At 62.2% G+C, this 21,195-nt stretch carries 19 protein-coding genes; 9 read left to right on the top strand and 10 right to left on the bottom strand.

Going from position 1 to position 21,195, the window contains the following annotated elements; genetic code table 11:
- Nucleotides 1–54: 54 nt before the first annotated feature.
- Nucleotides 55–2,361, bottom strand: coding sequence for a TonB-dependent receptor (locus tag HU750_RS00320; RefSeq protein ID WP_186675555.1), 2,307 nt, complete (start codon nucleotides 2,359–2,361; stop codon nucleotides 55–57).
- Between the two features lie 221 nt (nucleotides 2,362–2,582).
- On the opposite strand from HU750_RS00320, the gene HU750_RS00325 reads away from it, so the two are divergent.
- Together HU750_RS00325 and HU750_RS00330 are read left to right on the top strand one after the other, a co-directional pair.
- Nucleotides 2,583–3,263, top strand: coding sequence for a Fe2+-dependent dioxygenase (locus HU750_RS00325; protein ID WP_186675557.1), 681 nt, complete (start codon nucleotides 2,583–2,585; stop codon nucleotides 3,261–3,263).
- A 3-nt stretch (nucleotides 3,264–3,266) separates the two neighbouring features.
- A complete protein-coding gene (locus HU750_RS00330) occupies nucleotides 3,267–4,016 on the top strand; it encodes an SEL1-like repeat protein (protein ID WP_186675559.1) in 750 nt (249 codons plus the stop codon).
- Nucleotides 4,017–4,172: 156 nt separating this feature from the next.
- Here the strand turns inward: HU750_RS00330 and HU750_RS00335 are convergent, their stop codons facing one another.
- A complete protein-coding gene (locus tag HU750_RS00335; protein WP_027595561.1) occupies nucleotides 4,173–5,336 on the bottom strand; it encodes a type III PLP-dependent enzyme in 1,164 nt (387 codons plus the stop codon).
- A gap of 504 nt (nucleotides 5,337–5,840) precedes the next feature.
- Here HU750_RS00335 and HU750_RS00340 point away from each other — a divergent pair.
- From HU750_RS00340 to HU750_RS00350, 3 genes are all read left to right on the top strand, one after another.
- Nucleotides 5,841–6,323: a sigma-70 family RNA polymerase sigma factor gene (locus tag HU750_RS00340; protein WP_186675562.1), complete on the top strand. Its 483-nt coding sequence runs from the start codon at nucleotides 5,841–5,843 to the stop codon at nucleotides 6,321–6,323.
- Between the two features lie 17 nt (nucleotides 6,324–6,340).
- Complete coding sequence (locus HU750_RS00345; protein ID WP_186675565.1) at nucleotides 6,341–7,303, top strand: FecR family protein; 963 nt, start codon at nucleotides 6,341–6,343, stop codon at nucleotides 7,301–7,303.
- Nucleotides 7,304–7,411: 108 nt separating this feature from the next.
- Complete coding sequence (locus tag HU750_RS00350; protein ID WP_186675568.1) at nucleotides 7,412–9,841, top strand: TonB-dependent siderophore receptor; 2,430 nt, start codon at nucleotides 7,412–7,414, stop codon at nucleotides 9,839–9,841.
- A 123-nt stretch (nucleotides 9,842–9,964) separates the two neighbouring features.
- Here HU750_RS00350 and HU750_RS00355 read toward each other — a convergent pair whose 3' ends face one another.
- The 4 genes from HU750_RS00355 to HU750_RS00370 are packed head-to-tail and all read right to left on the bottom strand — an operon-like array spanning nucleotide 9,965 to nucleotide 13,407.
- Complete coding sequence (locus HU750_RS00355; protein WP_186675571.1) at nucleotides 9,965–11,122, bottom strand: osmoprotectant ABC transporter ATP-binding protein OsmV; 1,158 nt, start codon at nucleotides 11,120–11,122, stop codon at nucleotides 9,965–9,967.
- Nucleotides 11,119–11,772 (bottom strand): ABC transporter permease, encoded by a 654-nt coding sequence (locus HU750_RS00360; protein WP_008090677.1) that lies wholly within the window; start codon nucleotides 11,770–11,772, stop codon nucleotides 11,119–11,121. The genes HU750_RS00355 and HU750_RS00360 overlap by 4 nt, the downstream gene beginning before the upstream one ends.
- Entirely contained in the window at nucleotides 11,769–12,680 is a 912-nt protein-coding gene (locus HU750_RS00365; protein ID WP_186675574.1) for a glycine betaine ABC transporter substrate-binding protein, read from the bottom strand. Before HU750_RS00365 ends, HU750_RS00360 begins: the two co-directional genes overlap by 4 nt.
- 13 nt (nucleotides 12,681–12,693) lie before the next feature.
- Nucleotides 12,694–13,407 carry an ABC transporter permease gene (locus HU750_RS00370; protein WP_027595567.1) on the bottom strand — a complete coding sequence of 238 codons (714 nt, stop codon included), beginning with the start codon at nucleotides 13,405–13,407 and terminating at the stop codon, nucleotides 12,694–12,696.
- 400 nt (nucleotides 13,408–13,807) lie between these two features.
- On the opposite strand from HU750_RS00370, the gene HU750_RS00375 reads away from it, so the two are divergent.
- The 3 genes from HU750_RS00375 (at nucleotide 13,808) to HU750_RS00385 (ending at nucleotide 16,173) form a co-directional block, all read left to right on the top strand.
- On the top strand, nucleotides 13,808–14,176 hold the full coding sequence (locus tag HU750_RS00375; RefSeq protein ID WP_186675578.1) for a type II toxin-antitoxin system RelE/ParE family toxin: 369 nt from the start codon (nucleotides 13,808–13,810) through the stop codon (nucleotides 14,174–14,176).
- On the top strand, nucleotides 14,160–14,489 hold the full coding sequence (relB, locus tag HU750_RS00380) for a type II toxin-antitoxin system RelB family anti-toxin (protein ID WP_186675581.1): 330 nt from the start codon (nucleotides 14,160–14,162) through the stop codon (nucleotides 14,487–14,489). The genes HU750_RS00375 and relB overlap by 17 nt, the downstream gene beginning before the upstream one ends.
- A 100-nt stretch (nucleotides 14,490–14,589) precedes the next feature.
- Nucleotides 14,590–16,173 carry a peptide chain release factor 3 gene (locus tag HU750_RS00385; RefSeq protein ID WP_027595568.1) on the top strand — a complete coding sequence of 528 codons (1,584 nt, stop codon included), beginning with the start codon at nucleotides 14,590–14,592 and terminating at the stop codon, nucleotides 16,171–16,173.
- A gap of 85 nt (nucleotides 16,174–16,258) precedes the next feature.
- On the opposite strand, the gene HU750_RS00390 is transcribed toward HU750_RS00385, so the two are convergent.
- The 4 genes from HU750_RS00390 to HU750_RS00405 all read right to left on the bottom strand — a co-directional run bounded on the left by HU750_RS00390 (nucleotide 16,259) and on the right by HU750_RS00405 (nucleotide 20,045).
- Complete coding sequence (locus HU750_RS00390) at nucleotides 16,259–17,338, bottom strand: polyamine ABC transporter substrate-binding protein (protein WP_186675584.1); 1,080 nt, start codon at nucleotides 17,336–17,338, stop codon at nucleotides 16,259–16,261.
- Between the two features lie 52 nt (nucleotides 17,339–17,390).
- A complete protein-coding gene (locus tag HU750_RS00395; RefSeq protein WP_099452974.1) occupies nucleotides 17,391–17,732 on the bottom strand; it encodes a cupin domain-containing protein in 342 nt (113 codons plus the stop codon).
- Between the two features lie 32 nt (nucleotides 17,733–17,764).
- Nucleotides 17,765–19,171, bottom strand: coding sequence for an NAD(P)/FAD-dependent oxidoreductase (locus HU750_RS00400; protein WP_186675591.1), 1,407 nt, complete (start codon nucleotides 19,169–19,171; stop codon nucleotides 17,765–17,767).
- A 64-nt stretch (nucleotides 19,172–19,235) separates the two neighbouring features.
- A complete protein-coding gene (locus HU750_RS00405) occupies nucleotides 19,236–20,045 on the bottom strand; it encodes an AraC family transcriptional regulator (protein ID WP_186675594.1) in 810 nt (269 codons plus the stop codon).
- A 231-nt stretch (nucleotides 20,046–20,276) separates the two neighbouring features.
- Between HU750_RS00405 and HU750_RS00410 the strand changes: the two genes are divergently transcribed.
- On the top strand, nucleotides 20,277–21,167 hold the full coding sequence (locus HU750_RS00410) for a hypothetical protein (protein WP_186675596.1): 891 nt from the start codon (nucleotides 20,277–20,279) through the stop codon (nucleotides 21,165–21,167).
- The last annotated feature ends 28 nt before the right edge of the window (nucleotides 21,168–21,195 follow it).

The following is a 21,195-nucleotide window of genomic DNA, read 5'->3' on the forward strand; positions in this document are numbered from 1 at the left end:
CTTGGTACGCAAAAGCCCCGCTCACTGGAATGAACGGGGCTCCGGGGTGTTGCTTTAGAAGTGAACGCTGGTGGTCAGCAACGCTGTCCGCCCGGCCGCCTGGTTGGCGAAGTGGGTGGAGAACGCCTTGTCGTAGTACACCTCGTTGGTCAGGTTCTGCACGTTCAGCTGCAGGTCGACGTTCTTGGTCAGCTTGTAGGCGGCCATGGCGTCGTAGCGCACGTAGCTGTCGACCATGGTGGTGTTAGCCACACTGCCGTACACGTCATCGACATAGAACGCGCCACCCCCGACGGTCAGCTTCGGCGTGATCGAATACGTGGTCCACAGGCTGGCGCTGTTGTTCGGCGTGTTCGGCAGCTGGTTGCCATCGTTGGCCTTGCCCAGCGCGCCGCCATCGATCTGGCGCGCCTGCATGTAGGTGTAGCCGGCAAAGACCTGCCACTTGTCAGTGAGCTTGCCGCTGGCCGACAGCTCAATACCCTGCACGCGGGTTTCGCCGACGTTTTCGTAGGTGGTGGTGTCCACCTGAACGCGGGCGTTTTCCTTCTCGGTACGGAACAGCGCGGCGGCCAGGGACAGGCGCTGGTCGAGCAGGTCCCACTTGGTGCCGATTTCGTAGTTGGTGGTTTCTTCCGGCTCCATGTCGCTGCTCAGCAGGTTGCCGGCACGGTCGCTGGTGTTGCCCAATGGGTTGCCTTCGGTGCCCTCGCCGAGCATCGCGCCGGGTGGCGTCGCGGAGGTGGCGTAGGAGACATAGATGCTGCCGTTTTCGGCCGGCTTCCAGACCAGGCCCAGTTGGCCGGTGATGAACTCGCTGGTATCACGGCCCTTGGAGGCCACGCCCTTGGCGTTGACCACGGTGGCGCCAGCGGCATCGTAGGTGCGGTACTGAGTGTCGAAGTGGTCGTAGCGCAGGCCCATGTTCAGCAGCCAGTCAGGCGTCAGCTCCAAGGTGTCGAAGACGTACAGGGCGCGGGTGTTGCTCTTGGTGTCGGTGCCAGCGTAGTTGCGCGAGATCGCGCCATTCCACGGATCATCCGGGTTCGGATTGCTCAACGAGGTGCAGTTGTAGCCACTGTTTGCACCGATCAGGCTTGGGTTGCACGTCGAGGCAGTGGAGCCCCCCGTGTTGGTATCAACGGTGTACGACGAACGCTTGCTCTCTTCCCGGCTCAGCTCGATACCGGTGGAGAAGCTGTTTTTCATCCCACCCACATAGAACTCACCAAACAGGTCGGTCTGGTTGGTGGTGGTGGCGGTGTTGCCAACGCGGCTGTTGGCGCGGCGCCAGACGCTGCCGTTGTTGACGTTGCCCTTGCTGTCGTCGGGCTGGGTCAGGATGTAATCCTGCATGCTGTTGCCGTGACGCAGGGTGTTCTTGATGGTCAGCGCGTCGGTCAGGTCGTGCTCGATCGCGAAGGTGGCGATGTCGACGCGGCTCTTGCGGAAGTCGCGGCCGGTCAGGCCATAGAAGTTATCACTGTCCCCGCCATCGTACGGTTTGCTCGGGTGCGCCGAGGTACGGGCGCCGCTACCACCGGTAGGAATGGTGTACGGGATGCCGGAGTCCGGCAGGTCGTCGCTTTCCAGGTGGTAGTAGTCGAGGTTGACGCGGGTCGGGGTGCCCAAGCCGAAAGCCAGGGACGGGGCGATGCCCCAGCGGTCGTAGTTGACCTTGTCGCGGCCGGCGACGTTGCTCTCGTGGGTCATCAGGTTGAGACGACCGGCCACTGTGTCGCTGAACTGGTAGTTACCATCGAAGGTGTAGCGTTGGGTCTGGTCACTGCCCCAGGTCCAGGCGCCATCCAGCGAGTTGCCCAGGTGCGCGCGCTTGCTCACCAGGTTGATGGTGCCGCCCGCGGCGCCACGGCCGCCGATGGCCGAGTTCGGGCCCTTGGCCACTTCCACCGACTCGATGGCGAAGATCTCGCGGGTTTGCGCGCCGGTATCGCGTACGCCGTCCAGGTAGGTGTCGCCCTGGGCGTCGAAGCCGCGGATGAACGGCCGGTCACCTTGCGGGTTGCCGCCTTCACCGGCACCAAAGGTGATGCCAGGTACCGTGCGCAGGGCGTCCTGCAGGCTGAGGGCGTTGGTGTCCTTGATGACCTGTTGCGGGATCACCGTGACCGAGCGTGGGGTGTCTACCAGCGGCGCGGTGTACTTCTGCGATGAGGCTTTCTCGACCTTGTAGTCGGTGCTGGCCTGTTCGGCCTTGCCGTTGACGCTGGTGGCATCCAGGGTGACGGCGTTGTTGGCGGCAGGCTCGGCAGCGTAGGCGGTCGAGGCAGTGATGGCGACGCCGATGGCAGTCACGATCAGGCGTGGTGAACTCACAGCAGATGGCACGTAGTGACGCATTGGTAAGGACCTTCCCCAAGGTGATAAGGCGGCGGATCTTAATGTAAGCAATTGTGACTAACAATTGAGAGTCGTTACCATTCGTGAAGAATTTACAATCTTTACAGTTTGCCTTTACGGTTTTCAGTGGCTGAAACGTCTTAAGCGGCGAATGGGGCTTGTGGTATGTAAAAGGGAATCAATATCATTGACGCCTTTACATTTGCCCAGGTGCCGCCGCCATGCTGCTTCACATTCCCGGCCTGTTCGATGCCGACGAACTCACGCGTATCCGCGAGGCGCTGGAGCAGGCTGATTGGGCCGATGGTAAGGTCACTGCCGGGTATCAATCGGCCAAGGCCAAGCACAACCTGCAGTTGCCTGAAGGCCACCCGCTGGCCAAGGAGCTGGGCAGCGCGCTGATCGACCGCCTCTGGAACACCCCGCGCTTCATGTCGGCAGCGCTGCCGCACAAGGTGTTTCCACCGCTGATCAACTGCTACCGCGAAGGCGGCAACTTCGGCTTCCACATCGACAATGCGCTGCGCCAGCCCAAGGGCAGCCCGGAGCGCGTGCGTACCGACCTGTCCTCGACGCTGTTCCTCAGCGACCCGGACAGCTACGACGGCGGCGAACTGGTGATTCAGGACACTTACGGCGAGCAGCAGGTCAAGTTGGCAGCTGGTGACCTGGTGCTGTACCCCGGCACCAGCCTGCACAAGGTCAACCCGGTGACCCGCGGCCAGCGTTATGCGGCGTTTTTCTGGACGCAGAGCCTGGTACGCGAGGACAGCCAGCGTGCGCTGCTGTTCGAGATGGACAATGCCATCCAGCAACTCACTGCCGATGTGCCCGATCACCCATCGCTGCTGCAGTTGACGGGGACTTACCACAACCTGCTGCGCCGCTGGGCTGAGGTCTGAACCGTGTCATACCCGTTGCGTCGTGAAGAAGTGGTGGATGTTGCAGGCCTCAAGGCCATGCTCGAAGACAGCCCCGGCAAGGCGGCCCAGGCGATCCTGGCGGCAGCGGGGGAGGGGGTGGTCGAGGCGCAGTTGCTGCTGGGTCAGATTCTGCTGGATGGGCGCGGTATTGAGCAGGATGTAGACCTGGCCCGGCGCTGGTTCGCCATTGCCACGCAGGGAGGCAGTGTCATGGCCTGCAACATGCTGGGGCGTTGCCTGGAGCATGGCTGGGGCGGTGAAGTCAGCCTAACGCAGGCGGCCATTCACTATGCCCGGGCGGCAGACGCCGGGCTGGACTGGGGCCTTTACAATTTGGGCAACCTGCTGGCCACCGGGCGCGGGGTGCCGGCCAATCAGGCCCAGGCCTTGGTCTGTTACGAGAAGGCCGCGCAGTTGGGGCATGCCAAGTCGATGAACCTGTACGGGCGTTACCTGGAGCAGGGCATTGCCACGGCGGCAAGCCCGGCGCGGGCGGTGCGCTGGTATCGGCGTTCGGCCGAGGCGGGGGACTTTCGCGGGATGTTCAGTTTGGCGATGGTGCTGGTTGAGCGGGGGCAACTGGCTGAAGCCGGGCCTTGGCTGGAGCGGGCACGGGTTGAGGGGAATGTGAATTTCTTGCGCAGTGCGGTAGCGACATTGCGCGGGGCAGGGCCTTTGCTGGCGGGGTATGCAGCAGGGTATGCCGAGGAACTCGAACAGCGCGGGGAATGATGCCTAGACGGCTGGCCTCTTCGCGGGGCAAGCCCGCTCCCACAAGTTATCTGTTGCCTGTGGCACATCAGGGTCCTGTGGGAGCGGGCTTGCCCCGCGAAGAGGCCGGCACAAGCCAGCACACATGAAAACGGGGCCTTGCGGCCCCGTTGTTCATTACAGGTAGTAGGCCTTCAGCGGCGGGAAGCCGTTGAATTCCACCGCGCTGTAGCTGGTGGTGTAGGCACCGGTCGACAGCCAGTACAGGCGGTCACCGATCGCCAGGTTCAGCGGCAGGCCGTACTTGTAGTGCTCGTACATGATGTCGGCGCTGTCGCACGTCGGGCCGGCGATGACCACTTCTTCCATCTCGCCTTTCTTCTCGGTCCAGATCGGGAACTTGATGGACTCGTCCATGGTTTCGATCAGGCCCGAGAACTTGCCCACGTCGGTGTACACCCAGCGCTCGACCGCGGTGCGCGACTTGCGCGCCACCAGCACCACTTCGCTGACCAGGATGCCGGCGTTGGCGATCAGCGAACGGCCTGGCTCGAGGATGATTTCCGGCAGGTCGTCACCGAAGTCTTCCTTCAGGAAGCGGATGATCTCTTCGGCGTAGGTTTCGAGGCTGTTGGTACGGGTGATGTAGTTGGCCGGGAAGCCGCCACCCATGTTGATCAGCTTCAGTTCGATGCCGTCTTCTTCTTTCAGGCGCTCGAAGATCACCTTGACCTTGGCGATGGCAGCGTCCCAGACGCTGATGTCGCGCTGCTGCGAGCCCACGTGGAAGGAGATGCCGTAGGGCACCAGGCCCAGGTCGCGGGCGAGGATCAGCAGGTCCATGGCCATGTCGGTCTGGCAGCCGAATTTGCGCGACAGCGGCCAGTCGGCAGTGGTCGAGCCTTCAGTGAGGATACGCACGTAAACCTTGGAGCCCGGTGCGGCCTTGGCGATGTTGCGCAGGTCGGCTTCCGAGTCGGTGGCATACAGGCGCACGCCCTTCTCGTAGAAGTAGCGGATGTCCTTGGATTTCTTGATGGTGTTGCCGTAGCTGATGCGGTCGGCGCTGACGCCACGGTCCATCACTTTGTCCAGCTCGTAGATCGAGGCGATGTCGAAGCTCGAACCTTTTTCTTTGAGCAGGTCGATGATCTCGACCGCCGGGTTGGCCTTGACCGCGTAGTAGACCTTGGCGAATTCGAAACCGGCGCGCAGGTCGTCATAGGCCTGGCTGATCATCTGGGTATCGATGAGTACGAACGGGGTTTCCTGCTTGTCGGCGAACGCCTTCATTTTCTGGAAGGTGTCACGCGCGAAATAGTCTTCGACCTGGATCGACATGCTCAGGGACTCCATGGGCAAACTGAAAAGATAAGTGGCTGCAAACTGAACGTCCTCCGTATCCCCACTTTGGTTCGCCTACTCAGTACTTGAGCCGGATGGATCGTTTCCAGCATGGACGTTCGGCGCGCACTTTAGGGCGTGAAGAATGCAAGATCAACAGGCAATCCGGGCGTGTTCGTCGCGGATCGACGACCTGCCATTTGAATAACCGACTCATGTGACCGGCAGATGTTCCCCTCGATGTTTGAAGCGTTAAATATTGTGGAAGGACCCTCCCGGCCTCTTCGCGGGCAAGCCCGCTCCCACAGGGTTTGCAGGGCTTGTGTGGGAGCGGGCTTGCCCGCGAACAGGCGCAAGGTGTTCATATTTATGGCCACGCTCTTCAGGCACTTCCGTCCATGAAATCCGCAAAAATTTTTTGTTACCGACTGGCGGATTTGCCGGTTTTGATGAGAAACATTACTATTCGCACCCTAGTCTGCCTCCCTGACGACCCCCACCGTGTCCGCACACAAAGGCTTCCTCGACCACTACCATGAGCTGATCGGCACCTGGACGCGCAAGCTGCGCAGTCGCCAGCAGGCCGAGGACCTCACGCACGATGCCTTCGTCAGGGTTCTGGAGAACCCCCGCGAGCAGGTCGAGCAGCCACGCGCTTACCTGCACCAGACGGCGCGCAACATTGCGGTGGATGGTTTTCGCCGCGAGGATCGGCGCCAGGCGCTGGAAGTGTTCGATGAAAGCAGCACAAGCAGCAGCGGCGACCCCGAAGCCTACGTGCACGCCCTGGAGCTGGCCGACAGCGTCGAACGGGCGCTGGCCGAATTGCCCCTCAACTGCCGCTGTGTGTTCATCTGGCAGAAGCTCGAAGGCCTGACCCAGGCCGAGATCGCTCAGCGCATGGGCTTGAGCAAGAACATGGTCGAAAAGTATATGATCCGCACGCTCCGACACCTGCGTGAACACCTGGATGTGTCGGGATGATGAGTCAGGAGACCTCGATGAAACAGCACGGCACCGACACCGTCCGCAAGCAGGCGGCCGAATGGTTCGCCCGCGTGCAGGACGCGCCGCGGGATGCCGAGCTGCAGGCGCGCTTGCACACCTGGTTGGCAGCGGACCCGCGCCATCGCGATGAATTCGAGCAGCTTGCCAGCCTGTGGCGCGCCGCCGACTTCATTCCGCGCCAGCGCCTCGAGGCGCTGTGCCAAGCAGAGCCCGTGCATCAACTGCCACGGCGGCGCCTGGTACGCCAGGCACTGGCGGCCGGGGTGGCAGTGGTTGCCCTGGGGCTGGGTTGGAGTGGCTGGCAGTACCAGCGCCTCAACCATCAGGGCCAGTTGCAGACCGCCTTTGCCGAACGTCGGCAGGTCGAGTTGCCGGATGGGTCGCAGCTGACGCTGAACGGCGGCACGCAACTGCAGGTTGATTTCAGCGCCGGGCGTCGGCACATCCAGCTGAATGCCGGCGAAGCCATGTTCATCGTGGCCCACGACAGCAGCCGGCCGTTTGTGGTCGATACCGCCCAAGGCAGCGTGACCGTCACCGGCACCCGCTTCGATGTGCGCCTGGACCCGGCCGCCACCCGCGTGGCGGTGGAGCAGGGTTCGGTGCGTGTGCAGGGCAAGGATGCCTCGCAGGCGCAACTGACGGCCGGCCTGGGCGCGCACATAGATGCACAAGGCAAGGTGACGCCTCCCTTCGCGGTCAATGCCGCCGCGCTCACCGCCTGGCGCCAGGGCAAGCTGGTGTTCGACAACGCCACCCTGGCCGAGGTGGTGGCCGAAGTGTCGCGCTACCGCACTGAGCCGCTGCGCGTTGCCCCCGGCAAGGTGGCGCAGTTGCGCCTGTCCAGCACCTTCAGCAGCGACGACACCGATGCCTTGCTGCGCGCCTTGCCGAGCATTCTGCCGGTGGCCATCAAAGCCCATGAAGACGGTTCTCGCGAAATAATCGCGAAATAGATTCAGGTTTTTTTCAGCCCGTTCGTCTTCCTCGCCAGCTGCAACTGCCAAGCATTTCCATTTGCATGCGGTTGGCGTTTATCCCGAACTTCAGGATGTCTCGACGACGTGAACAACAACAAGCCTTTCCCACGCGTGCGCGCCCTGGCGCTGGCCCTTGCGGTCAGTGCCGTGGCCGTCAACAGCCAGGCCGAGCAGGCCGACACTGCCATTCAGATCCAGGCGCAACCGCTGGCTTCGGCGCTGAGCCAGCTGGGCCAACAAACCAACCTGCAGCTGTTCTACAGCCCGGAGCTTGTGGCTGGTAAGCAGGCCCCGGCAGTGTCCGGCAACCTGGCGCCGGTGCAGGCGCTGCAACAGTTGCTGCAAGGCAGCGGGCTGACGTTCGAGGTGTCGCAGGACACCGTGGTGGTCAAGCCACTGCCCACCACGCTCGACCTGGGCAGCGGTAGCCTGGAGCTGGCGCCCACTGACATCAAGGTTGTCGGCGACTGGCTGGGCGATGCTGACCAGGCCGTGGTCCAGAACCACCCAGGCGCGCGCACCGTGGTGCGGCGTGAGGCCATGGTGGAGAAGGGCGCGATGAACGTGCGCGACGTGCTGCGCGGTATCCCTGGCGTACAGGTGCAGGACTCCAACGGCACCGGTGGCAGCGACCTGTCACTGAACGTTGGCGTGCGCGGCCTGACTTCGCGTTTGTCGCCACGCTCGACCGTGTTGATCGATGGCATCCCGGCTGCCTTCGCCCCTTATGGCCAGCCGCAGTTGTCGATGGCGCCGATCTCTTCGGGCAACCTCGACAGCATCGACGTGGTGCGCGGTGCCGGCTCTGTGCGCTATGGCCCGCAGAACGTCGGAGGGGTGATCAACTTCGTCACCCGGGCAATCCCGGAGCAGGCCTCGGCACAACTTTCCACCACCCTTGAAACCTCGCAGCACGGCGGCTGGAAGCACACCGAATCGGCCTTCGTCGGCGGCACCGCCGACAACGGCATCGGCGTTGCGCTGTTGTACACCGGGGTGAACGGCAACGGCTACCGCGAGAGCAACAACGGCAACGACATCGACGACGTCATCCTCAAGACCCACTGGGCGCCGACCGACGTCGACGAGTTCTGGCTCAACTTCCACTACTACGATGGCCGTGCCGACATGCCCGGTGGCTTGACCCAAGCTCAGTACGACAGCAACCCGTACCAGTCGCTGCGTGACTACGACTACTTTGCCGGCCGGCGCAAAGACGTGTCGTTCAAGTGGCAGCGCCAGCTCGACGACGCCACCCAGTTCGAAGTGCTGACCTACTACACCGACAGTTTTCGCGGCAGTGCCATCGCCTCGCGTGACATGAAGACCCTGTCCTCGTACCCACGCAACTACCACACCTTCGCCATCGAGCCGCGGGTGTCGCGGATCTTCTTCGCCGGCCCGACCACCCAGGAAGTCAGTGTTGGCTATCGCTACCTGAAAGAAGCCATGCGCGAGCAGTCGACCCGCCTGGCGCTGATCGACAACGTACCGACGTCGACCCCGACCGCCGATGGCCACGTGTTCCAGGACCGCAGCGGCGGCACCGAAGCCAGCGCCTACTACATCGATGACAAGATCGACGTCGGCAACTGGACCATCACCCCGGGCGTGCGCTTTGAGCACATCAACACCGACTGGCGCGACCGCCCGGTGCTGGACGCCAACAACCGCCCGGTGGCGGAGAAAAAGCGCAGCATCACCAGCAACGAGCCGCTGCCGGCGCTGAGTGTGATGTACCACCTCTCCGATGCCTGGAAGGTGTTCGCCAACTACGAGACCTCGTTCGGCAGCCTGCAGTACTTCCAGCTGGGCCAAGGCGGCACCGGCAACAGCACGGCCAATGGCCTAGAGCCGGAAAAGGCCAGGACCTACGAGGTTGGTACGCGTTATGACAATGGCGGCTTCGCCGGTGAGCTGACAGCGTTCTATATCGACTTCGATGACGAGCTGCAGTACATCAGCAACGATGTCGGCTGGACCAACCTGGGTGCGACCAAGCACCAAGGGATCGAGGCGTCGGTGCGCTATGACCTGGCCGGGCTGGATGCACGGCTGGAGGGGTTGTCGGTCAATGGCGGCTATACCTATACCCGCGCGACATACGAGGGGGAGATTCCTGGCTTCAAGGGCCGTGACCTGCCGTTCTACTCACGCCAGGTGGCCACTGCCGGCGTGCGTTACGCGGTCAACCACTGGACCTGGAACCTGGACGCCTACGCTCAATCCAAACAGCGCGCGCCGGGTACCGGTATCAATGCCGATGGCAGCTTCAATGGCGACTACATCACCGAACCGAGTGCCGATGGGCAGTACGGCGACATTCCGGGCTACGTGACCTGGCATGCCCGCGGTGGGTACGACTTCGGGCCGAAGTTGTCCAACCTGACGCTGGCGGCGGGGGTGAAGAACCTGTTCGACAAGCAGTATTTCACCCGCTCCAGCGATAACAATGCGGGCATTTATGTGGGTGAGCCGCGGACGTTCTATGTGCAGGCCAGTGTAGGGTTCTGATAGTGCGTCGCCTGCTTCGCGGGACAAGCCCGCTCCCACAGGACTTTTGCAAGCCTTGAGGCTGGTGCTTAACCTGTGGGAGCGGGCTTGCCCCGCGAATGGGGCGCAAAGCGCCCCCGGCTTTTATGAAAGCACTGCCTCAGCCGGCGACACGATCGAAGTCTTCGCCCCCCGCGAACGCCCCGAGCTCAAGTAAGCCGCAATCGACTCCTGCGTCACCTCGCCCAAAAACACCTGCTCGGCATCCAGCACCGGCAACCACGCTCGGTTGAACTCGTACATCCGCGACAGCAGGATGCGCAAGTGCTCATCGTGCGACGCCGTGGCGTTGAATTGGCGCAGGAAGTCGCCACAGGTCCCTTGCTGGCGGTGCATGTCGCGCCGGCGCACATAGCCCATCGCCTTGTTCTGCGCATCGGTCACTACCACATAGCGGCGGTCGTGCTCGTCCAGCAGCTCCAGCGCATCGCTCACCGGCGTCTCCGGGCTTACCGACGGTGCGTTGTCTGCCGCATCCTCGGCCCGCACCAGCAACAGGCGTTTCAATGTGCTGTCCTGGCCGACGAAGTTGCTGACAAAATCATCCACCGGGTGCGCCAGCAGGGTGTCCGGGTGGTCCAGCTGCAACAGCTTGCCGGCACGGAAGATGGCAATCTTGTCGCCCAGCTTGATCGCTTCGTCGATGTCATGGCTGACCATGATCACGGTCTTGTTCAGCGCCCGCTGCATCTCGAAGAACTCGTTCTGGATCATCTCGCGGTTGATCGGGTCGACCGCGCCGAACGGCTCGTCCATCAACAACACCGGGGCCTCGGCCGCCAGGGCGCGGATCACGCCAATACGCTGCTGCTGGCCGCCGGACAGCTCGCGTGGGTAGCGCTGCAGGTACTGCTTGGGTTCGAGCTTGATCATGTGCATCAGCTCGCGGGCGCGGTCGTGGCACTTCTGCTTGTCCCAACCGAGCAGGCGCGGGACCACGGTGATGTTCTCTTCGATGGTCATGTTGGGGAACAGGCCGATCTGCTGGATCACGTAGCCAATGCGCCGGCGCAGGGTCACTTCGTCCAGCGCGCTGGTGTCTTCGCCATTGATGAACACTTGGCCCGAGGTGGGCGTGATCAGGCGGTTGATCATCTTCAGCGTGGTGCTCTTGCCGCAGCCCGAAGGGCCGAGGAACACGCAGATTTCGCCCTCGTTGACGGTGAGGTTGACCGCGTCGACGGCTTTGACGTCCTTGCCGTTGACGTTGAAGGTTTTGCTGAGGTTCTTGAGTTCGATCATGAGCGCAGTCCTTCTGGAGTCAGGGCACGTTGCAGGGTTTGCAGCAGCAGGTCGGCGATGATCGCCAGCAGGCTGACCAATACGGCGCCGACCAGCAGCATCGACATGTCGCTGCGGCTGATGGAGGTGAGGATGAGGACGCCCAGGCCGCCAGCACCGATGGTCGCGGCAATGGTCATCACGCCGATGTTCATCACTACGGCGGTGCGTACGCCGGCCAGGATTACCGGCACCGCGATGGGCAGCTCGACCATGCGCAGGCGCTGGCCGAAGGTCATGCCGATGCCGCGCGCGGCTTCACGGATGCCGGGCTCGACGTTGGTCAGCGCCAGGTAGGTGTTGCGCAGAATCGGCAGCAGTGAATAAAGGAACACGGCGGTAATCGCCGGCAGCGGGCCGAGGCCCTGGCCGAACTTGGAATAGAACGGCAGCAGCAGGCCGAACAGGGCGATCGAGGGGATGGTCAGCAGCACTGTGGCACTGGCTTGCAGGGGGCCGGCGACGGCCGGGAAGCGAGTCATCAGGATGCCCAGTGGCACGCCGACGAGGATGGCCAGGCTGACGGCAATGCCGACCAACATGATGTGCTGCCAGGTCAATTGCAGGACCTGGGCCCAATCGAGGTGGGCGAAGGTGTCGAGCAGGCTCATGGCTGTACCTCCTTCAAGGGGTGTTCACGCAGGAAGGCTGCGGCCACGGCGGTCGGGTTCTGGTGTTCGACGTCGACCTTGGCGTTGAGCTGACGCATGGTTTCGTCGTCGAGCTGCTCGGCCAGCGGTTTGAGCAGGGCGGCCAATTGCGGGTTGGCGTCGAGCACGGCTTTGCGTACGACAGGCGCAGCGGTGTAGTCAGGGAAGTAGTGCTTGTCGTCTTCGAGCAACTTGAGGTCGAACGCGTTCAGGCGCCCGTCGGTGGTGTAGACCAGCCCGGCGAACACCTGGTTGTTGTGCATGGCGGTGTAAACCAGCCCCGCGTCCATCTGGCGGATGTTGGCCCTGCCGACTTGCAGGTCGTACATGGCTTTGAGGCCGACCAGGCCGTCCGGGCGATTGGCGAACTCGGTGTCCAGGGCTACCAGGTGGTTGCGTTTGCTTTCGTCACGTAGCACCTGGTTGAGGTCGCTGATCGTATTCACCTGCGGGTAGGCCTCGGCGACCTGTTTCGGTAGGCCAAGGGCATAGGTGTTGCTGAATTTCGACGGGGTCAGCCAGATCAGGTCTTTTTTCGCATCAAGCGCCTTGACCTTGGCGTAGGTGGCTTCGGCGTTTGGCATGCGTTCATCGATGTGGTTGTACGACACCAACGACACACCGGTGTACTCCCACATCAGGTCGAGCTGACCGGTTTCCTGCGCCTGGCGTGCAATGCTGCTGCCAAGGCCGGTGGTCACGCGCACATCGAAGCCGTTGGCGCGCAGGTATTGGGCGGTGATTTCGGCAAGCACGGTCTGTTCGGTGAACACCCGCGCGCCGATACGCACCAGCGGTTTGTCCGCTGCTTGGGCAACACCTGCAAACAGCAGGGCTGCGCCGAGCAGCAAGGCGATTCTCTTCTTCATACGTTCCCTCGTCTTATTGGGCCAGGCCACGTTCCAGCCAGCGCTTGCTGGAGAAGCTCACCAGGGCGTCGAGCAGCAAGGCCAGCAGCGCCGTACATGCGGCGCCCAGCAGCAGCTGCGGCTGGTTGTTCAGGGCAATGCCAGGGAAAATCAGGCTGCCCAGGCTGTTGGCGCCAATCAGGAATGCCAGGGGTGCGGTGCCCACGTTCAGCGCCAGGGCCACACGCACACCGCCGACGATGATTGGCACGGCATTGGGCAGTTCCACCTGCCACAGTTGCTGGCGCGGGGTCATGCCGATGCCGGTGGCGGCTTCCTTGAGCGAGGCGGGGACGTTTTTCAGGCCTTCGTAAGTGTTGCGCACGATGGGCAGGAGGGAGGCGAGGAACAGCGCGAAGATCGCAGGCCCGGCGCCGATGCCCAGGATACTGAGCGCGATGGCCAGAACGGCCAGCGGGGGAATGGTATTGCCAACGTTGAAGAACTGCATGAAGCGCTCGGCTTTGTCGACCCGGTGCGGTCGACTAAGCGCAATGCCAGCGGGGATGCCCACGGCCAACGCCGCCGCCATCGAAGCCAGCACCAGTATCAGGTGCGCTTGCAGGTAGAACCCAAGATCGTCGCGGTAACGCGCGATCGTGTCGATGCCGATCCAGTGGATCAGCAGGGCCAGGATGACGAGCACGGTGGCGCATCCCAACAGCCCTTTTCCGTAGCGTGTAGCCACAGGCGGACTCCTTGTGTTGTCGGCGAGCACACTCTTTTTTTGGCCGGCCATACCTGGCAGCGAGTGGTGTGTTCGCGAGTAGCAGCGTGAAGCAACCGAAGGCTGCGATCAGGCCATGAGCCGAACCCCGTCGGGCCCGAAAAAGCTGATGAAACCAGTCCCCAACCGAAGCGGGTTGCAGGGGAGTGGACGTCTCCGAGGGCGTAAAGGTTCCCATCTGAGGCGGCATTTGGCCAGTGTTAATCACTGGGAGAGGTGTTTTTTCATACGAGAAAACAACGTTATTCCTACGTAAAGGCGTTGGTTTACCTGCTATCAATCCAATTGTGCTGATGGACAAAATTCCCCTCTCGGTTCTTTCAATATTTACTTGAGGGAATATTCCTCTGGAGGTATTTTGTTGGCGTGGACGATCAGATTTTGTGAGGAGTTCATCAGCGATTTCGATGCGTTGGATGACAGCGTTCAGGAGCGAATGCTGGGTCACCTGCGGTTGCTGCAATCATCAGGGCCAGCGCTTGGGCGACCTCATGTCGATACATTGAATGGATCCCGATATCCGAACATGAAAGAGTTGAGATTCACTGGGCGCAATGCGGTCTGGCGGGTCGCATTTGCTTTCGATCCTGACCGCCAGGCAGTCATCCTGGTGGCCGGTGACAAGTGCGGTGTTGGGGAGCACAGGTTTTATCAGGGGTTGATCAAGCAAGCAGACGCTCGCTTTGAGAATCACCTGTCGAGAGGAGAGAAAGATGTCCAAGACACTTGATGAGGTCATCAACGGATTGTCCCCTGAACGCAGGGAGCGGGTGGAGCAGCTGGGGCGTCAATTGATTCGCGAAGAAATGACGCTTCAGGCATTGCGTAAACAGCTCGAATTCACTCAAGAAGGTTTGGCAGAGCGTCTGGACATTCGTCAGGCCAACATATCCAAGGTGGAGAAGCGCAGTGACATGTTGATTTCGACCCTGCGTAGTTATGTGGAGGCATTGGGTGGCACCCTGGAGCTCGTCGTTCATATGCCTGGCCGTCCACCTGTAACGCTTGACGGCTTTTGTGAGGATCAGGCAAAGCGCGCCTGATTGACCGTCATTGACCAACGGCGGGGATCAAATTTTGGTCCCCGCCCAACTTCAGGTATGATATCGCCCCTTTTTGAATCCCCCAGTCAGGCGATTTCCCATGACCAACCAGGCCGCCGAAGTCGCGAAGCGCCGCACTTTCGCCATCATTTCCCACCCCGACGCCGGTAAGACCACCATCACCGAGAAGCTCCTGCTGATGGGCAAGGCCATTGCCGTCGCGGGTACCGTGAAGTCGCGCAAGTCCGACCGCCACGCCACCTCCGACTGGATGGAAATGGAGAAGCAGCGCGGCATCTCCATCACCACCTCGGTGATGCAGTTCCCATACCGCGAGCACATGATCAACCTGCTCGACACCCCCGGCCACGAAGACTTCTCGGAAGACACCTACCGCACCCTGACCGCGGTGGACTCGGCGCTGATGGTGCTCGACGGCGGTAAAGGTGTAGAGCCGCGGACCATCGCTCTGATGGACGTCTGCCGCCTGCGCGACACGCCCATCGTCAGCTTCATCAACAAACTCGACCGTGACATCCGCGACCCGATCGAACTGCTCGACGAGATCGAAGCCGTTCTGAAGATCAAGGCCGCGCCGATCACCTGGCCGATCGGTTGCTACCGCGATTTCAAGGGCGTGTACCACCTGGCCGGCGACTACATCATCGTCTACACCCCGGGCCACGGCCATGAGCGTACTGAGGTCAAGATCATCGAGAAGCTCGATTCCGATGAAGCCCGTGCGCACCTGGGTGACGAATATGATCGCTTCCTTGAGCAGCTTGAGCTGGTTCAGGGCGCTTGCCATGAATTCGATCAGGACGAGTTCATCAATGGCCAGCTGACACCGGTGTTCTTCGGTACCGCACTGGGCAATTTCGGTGTCGACCATGTGCTCGACGCTGTTGTCGACTGGGCGCCGCGCCCGCTGGCCCGTGTGGCCCACGAGCGTACCGTGGAGCCGGTGGAAGAGAAGTTCACAGGCTTCGTGTTCAAGATCCAGGCGAACATGGACCCGAAACACCGCGACCGTATCGCCTTCATGCGCATCTGCTCGGGCAAGTACGAGAAGGGCATGAAAATGCGCCACGTGCGCACCGGCAAGGACCTGCGCATCGGTGACGCGCTGACCTTCTTCTCTTCCGAGCGCGAGCAGCTGGAAGAAGCCTTTGCTGGCGACATCATCGGCCTGCACAACCACGGCACCATCCAGATCGGCGACACCTTCACCGAAGGCGAGGCGCTGGGCTTCACCGGTATTCCGCACTTCGCTCCAGAGCTTTTCCGCCGTGTGCGCCTGAAAGACCCGCTCAAATCCAAGCAGTTGCGTCAGGGCCTGCAGCAATTGGCCGAAGAGGGCGCGACCCAGGTGTTCTTCCCCGAGCGCAGCAACGACATCATCCTCGGTGCCGTCGGTGTGCTGCAGTTCGACGTGGTCGCCAGCCGCCTGAAGGAAGAGTACAAGGTCGAGTGCGCCTACGAGCCGATCACTGTGTGGTCCGCGCGCTGGATCAGCTGTGACGACAAGAAGAAGCTCGAGGAATTCCAGACCAAGGCCATGGAGAACCTGGCCATCGACGGTGGCGGTCACCTGACCTACCTGGCGCCGACCCGGGTCAACCTGTCGCTGATGGAAGAGCGCTGGCCGGACGTCAAGTTCCGCGCTACCCGCGAACACCACTGATTTCGAGAGCCTGCTAACTGACCCTGTGGGGGCGGGTTTACCCGCGAGTGAACCCGCTCCCACAGTGACCGTGTTACGGCCGCATTCAGTTGCCTGCCTTGATACTGGTCCAGATCCGCGTCCGGATGCGGTCGATCTTGGCCGGCATCGCCTCCAGTGCATACAGTTTGCCCATCAGCTCGTCGCTGGGGTAAATCATCGTATTGCCCTTCATCGCCGGGTCCACCAGCCCGTCGGCTTTGAGGTTGCCGTTGGCGTACTGCACATGGTTGCTGATGTTGGCCATCACGTCTGGCTGCAACAAGTAATTCATGTAGGCATACCCGGCCTTCTCATCCGGTGCATCGGCTGGCATGGCGACCATGTCGAACCACATTGGCGCACCTTCCTTCGGGATTGAATACCCCACCTTCACACCATTGTTCGCTTCATCCGCACGGTTTTTCGCCTGTAGCACGTCACCCGAGAAGCCCACCACCACGCAGATATCGCCATTCGCCAGGTCGCCGGTGTATTTGGAAGAATGGAAGTAGCTGATGTACGGCCGTACCTTCATCAACAGGTCCTTGGCCTTCTCGTAGTCCTTCGGATCCTGGCTGTGATGCGCCAAGCCCAGGTAGTGAAGGGCGATTGGCAGCAGCTCGGGGCCGTTGTCCAGCACCGCGACACCGCAGCTTTTCAGCTTGCTCATGTACTCAGGCTTGAAGATCAGGTCCCACGAGTCCACTGGCGCGTTTTCGCCAAGTATCGCCTTGACCTTGTCGATGTTATAGCCAATACCGGTACTGCCCCACAGGTACGGAAAACCGTACTGGTTGCCCGGGTCATTGACCTCAAGCGCCTTGAGCAGTACGGGGTTGAGGTTGTGCCAGTTGGGCAACTGCGACTTGTCCAGCGGCTTCAAGGCCTTGCCCTGGATCTGCCGGGCCATGAAGTGGTTGGAGGGGAACACCACGTCGTAGCCGGAGTTGCCGGTCATCAACTTGCCGTCGAGGGTTTCGTTGCTGTCGTACACGTCGTAGGTCGGCACGATGCCCGTGGCTTGCTGGAAGTTTTTCAGGGTGTCAGGGGCAACGTAGCTGGACCAGTTGTAGATTTTCACCGTGTCGGCGGCGCTGGCCACGCTGGCGGCCAGCATCAGGGGTGCGAGAAGGAAGGTGCGCATGTCGGGTTTACCTTGCTTTGTCTGTTGTTATCGAAGGCAGGCGATCAGCGGATCAGAAAATCAGAACGTAGGTCTTGCGCACGGTTTCCTGAATGTCCCAGGTGCCTGTGCTGTTGGCCGGTAGCATCAGTGCGTCTCCGGCTTCTATGGAGAGGGGCTCGCCACCGTCGGGGGTGAAGGTGCAGCGGCCCTTGATGAAGTGGCAGAACTCCTGTTGCACGATCTGCCGCCGCCAGCGCCCCGGGGTGCACTCCCAGATGCCGGTTTCGACGCCATCGCTGCGTTCCACGCAGGTGACCGAGGTGACCGCGACGGGGTCGCCGAGCGGGACTGCTACGGGGTTGGAACTGTCCAGGACGGCGCTGTCGGTGTGTTTGAACTGGGTGATGCTCATGACCGGTGGATCCTGTGTAGGTGAAAGGGAAGTCAGTGCATGAAGCCTTCCATGAAGTCTGCGAGCGAGCTGGCCAGGCGCCGCCTCCAAGGCGCGCTGGCGGGGTTGGCGAGGGTTCGGTCCTCGTGCACGAAGCTTTGGATGATCGCGTTGTAGCCCAGCCAACGGCAGGGCTCGGCAGGCCAGGTGGCCAGGCTCGACAGCGGACGATTGTCGAGCACCCAGGGTTGTGCGGTCAGTGCGTTGTGCTGGTTGAGGATCAGCGCAGCCAGGGTGCGCCCGCCGAGGTTGGTGGCTCCGACGCCTTCGCCGCCATAGCCACCGGCCAGGGCAATACCGCGTTGGCGGTCGCACAGCATGTGCGGGCGGAAGCGCCTGGCCATGCCTAGGTTGCCGCCCCAGGAATGGGTGATGCGCACATGCTTGAGCTGGGGGAACAGCTCGCTGAATAGGTAGCGGCGCAGGTCAACTTCGGCATCGGTCAGGGTGAAGTCTTCGCGTAGCCGGCCACCGAAGCGGTAGCCGCCGCGGGCGCCGAACACCAGGCGATTGTCGGCCGTGCGCTGGCCATAGGTGACCTGGCGGCTGCTTTCGCTGAACGCCTGGCCCTGGCTCAGGCCGATCTGCTCCCAGGTCGACTCCGGCAGTGGCTCGGTAGCCACCAGCAGGCTCTGCACTGGAAGTTGATGCTTGCCCAGCGGTGGCAGGCTGGCGGCGTAACCTTCCACAGCGGGTACTGTCCACTGGCAGCGGATGCGTGCCAGCGGGGTACGCACTTCACCCGGCTGCCAGTCGATGGCAGGGGTGTTTTCGTAAATCGGCACGCCGAGGTTTTCTACCGCCAGGGCCAGGCCGCGCGCCAGCTTGGCCGGCTGGATCGTTGCGGTGTGCGGGCTGTAGATCGCACCGTAGGCGTTACTGACCCGCAACTGGGCGTCCAACTGCTCGGGGCGCAGCCAGCGGTAGTCATCCTCGGTCATGCCCTGGCGATAGAGGTCGTCCAGGTAGGCGCGCAGGCTGCGCTCCTGCTCGGGGTAGCGGGCAGCGCAATACAGCACGCCACCTTTGCGGTAGTCGCAGTCGATGGCTTCGCGTTGCAGCACGGCGTGCACTTCATCGGGAATGCCGTGCAACAGGTCGATGCTGGCGCGGCGTTGTTGCGGCGACAGGGTGGCGAGCAGGCGGTCCTCGCCGAGCAGGTTGCCCATCAGCCAGCCGCCATTGCGCCCGGAGGCGCCGAAGCCGGCGATGTTGGCCTCGATCACCGCGATGTTCAGCTGTGGCGCCTGGCGCTTGAGGTAGTACGCGGTCCACAGGCCGGTATAACCGGCGCCGATGATGCACACGTCAACGTCGAGGTCATCGCGCAGTGCCGGGCGCGCGCACAGCGGCTCGTCGAGCTGGTCCATCCACAGGCTGAGCGTGCGCAGGGGTTGCATCGGGGTCGGCTCCACATCGGTCAAGGTCTGTGGGCGATCCTAGTGCTGTCAGCCAGCGGCTGTCTTACGTGCGTGCACGCAGAGAAATTTGCTTGAGGTAGGCCTTGGGCGTGAGTCCGGTGTTTTCGCGGAAGCACTTGTAGAACGCCGACAGCGAATTGAAGCCCGCGCTGAACGCCAGGTCGTCGATCGGAGCCTGGGCAGTATCGTCGTCCAGGCTGGCCATCAGGTGCTGCAGGCGCGCCTGGTTGACGTAACGGTAGAAGCTTTGGCCCAGCACCTGGTTGAGCAGGTAGGAGATCTGGTTGCGGCTGTAGCCGCTGGCATCGGCGACCTGTTGCAGGTCCAGTTCCGGGTCGAGGTAGGGGCGTTGACGCTGAAAGTAGTGCTCAAGGTCCTGGGCCATGGTCGACAGCTGGCGCGGCGAAAGCCCGAGGCGGCTGGTGGCCGGTCGCGGGCCGGCGTTGGTCAGGCCCTTGCCCTGTTGTCGCACCAGCGTGGCGTATTCGTTGACCCGCCAGATCAGGCCATCCTTGACGGTGATGGCCTCGCTGGACTGGAACGCGACCAGGCCTTCGCCGCCTTGCACGGTGACTTGGTACTGGATGAAAGCTGTGCAGCCATCGACGCGGATACGGTCGCTGTGAACGATATCTTCACCCGCCTCACGTGGCAGGCTGGCGCGTACGTAGTCGCGCAGGTCGTTGAAGCCGAGCACGCGGTTCTGGAAGAAGTCGTGGTACCGCACGTCTGGGTGATACAGCGCAATGACGCCGTCGAGGTCGCGGTGCTTCCAGCACAGGTGATAGCGCATCACGGTCTCGGCGGTGATGGGCGTCTGTTCGGGGCCGTCGGCAGGGGGGTTAGAACGCATTCGCAAATAGTGCCGGGGGCAGGGGCGGTAGGCAAGCCAGGGGCGCGGCCAGCGGACATTGCATAAACCCTGAGCCTATACGAGCAATCCGGGTGTTTTGCACGACTCCAGGAAACGCGTTTGAGCTAACCCGTTGATTCGCTTGAAAGTCATTTTTTGACACATGTGGCACGGCCTCTGCACCGATCATCACGCGACTGGTCCCGATGCTCACAATAAAGGCGAAAAACCATGATCCCCTCTGCCGAATATCCCTATGTCGATTCCCAGAATCGTTCAGGCGTGTCCTGGGCGGCCATCTTCGCGGGTGCCGCTGCTGCTGCCGCGCTGTCTTTGATCCTTGTGGTGCTCGGTGCGGGGCTTGGCTTTGCCGCCACTTCGCCATGGGCAGATGAAGGCGCCAGCGCCCAGACCTTGGGCGTGTCGGCGATCATTTGGTTGTTGTTGACGCAGATTCTCGCTTCAGGCCTGGGCGGCTATATCGCCGGCCGGCTGCGGGTGAAGTGGGCCAATCTGCATGGCGATGAAGTGTATTTCCGCGACACGGCCCATGGCTTCCTCGCCTGGGCAGTGGCCACGCTGGTTGCGGCCATGCTGATCGTTGGCACCGTCGGTGGTTTGGCCGGTGCGGGCGTGCAGGCGGGGGCGACGGCGGTTGGGGCGGCTGCGAGCATGGCGCCCAAGCCTGATGCCAATGGTTACTTCGTCGACAGCCTGTTCCGTAGCGATGGCCCGGCAGCGGTCAGCGACGATGCTGCCAACGGCGTAGCGGCGCGCATCCTGGCCAAGTCTATCGCCCAGGGTGGCGCGATGGCTGAAGGTGACCGCGCGTATCTCGCGCAATTGGTGGCCCAGCGTACCCGATTGAGCCAGGCGGAAGCCGAAGCACGGGTGGATGAAGTGTACGCCCAAGTGCAGCAGGCCAAGGTGCAGGCAAAACAGGCAGCTGATACGGCGGCCAAAGTGGCAGCCTGGACGGCGCTGTGGACCTTCGTTGCGCTGCTCTGCGGTGCGTTCTTTGCCAGCCTGGCTGCGTTGTTCGGTGGCCGTCAGCGTGATCGCGTGCTGTGGCTGGAAGGGGAAGGCGTGGGCTACACGACCCATCGAAGCATTCAACGTTAAGGAAGGAGAAACAACATGCGCTCATTAC

Source organism: Pseudomonas sp. SWRI50 (genome assembly GCF_014269095.1).
Classification (GTDB): Bacteria; Pseudomonadota; Gammaproteobacteria; order Pseudomonadales; family Pseudomonadaceae; genus Aquipseudomonas; species Aquipseudomonas kermanshahensis.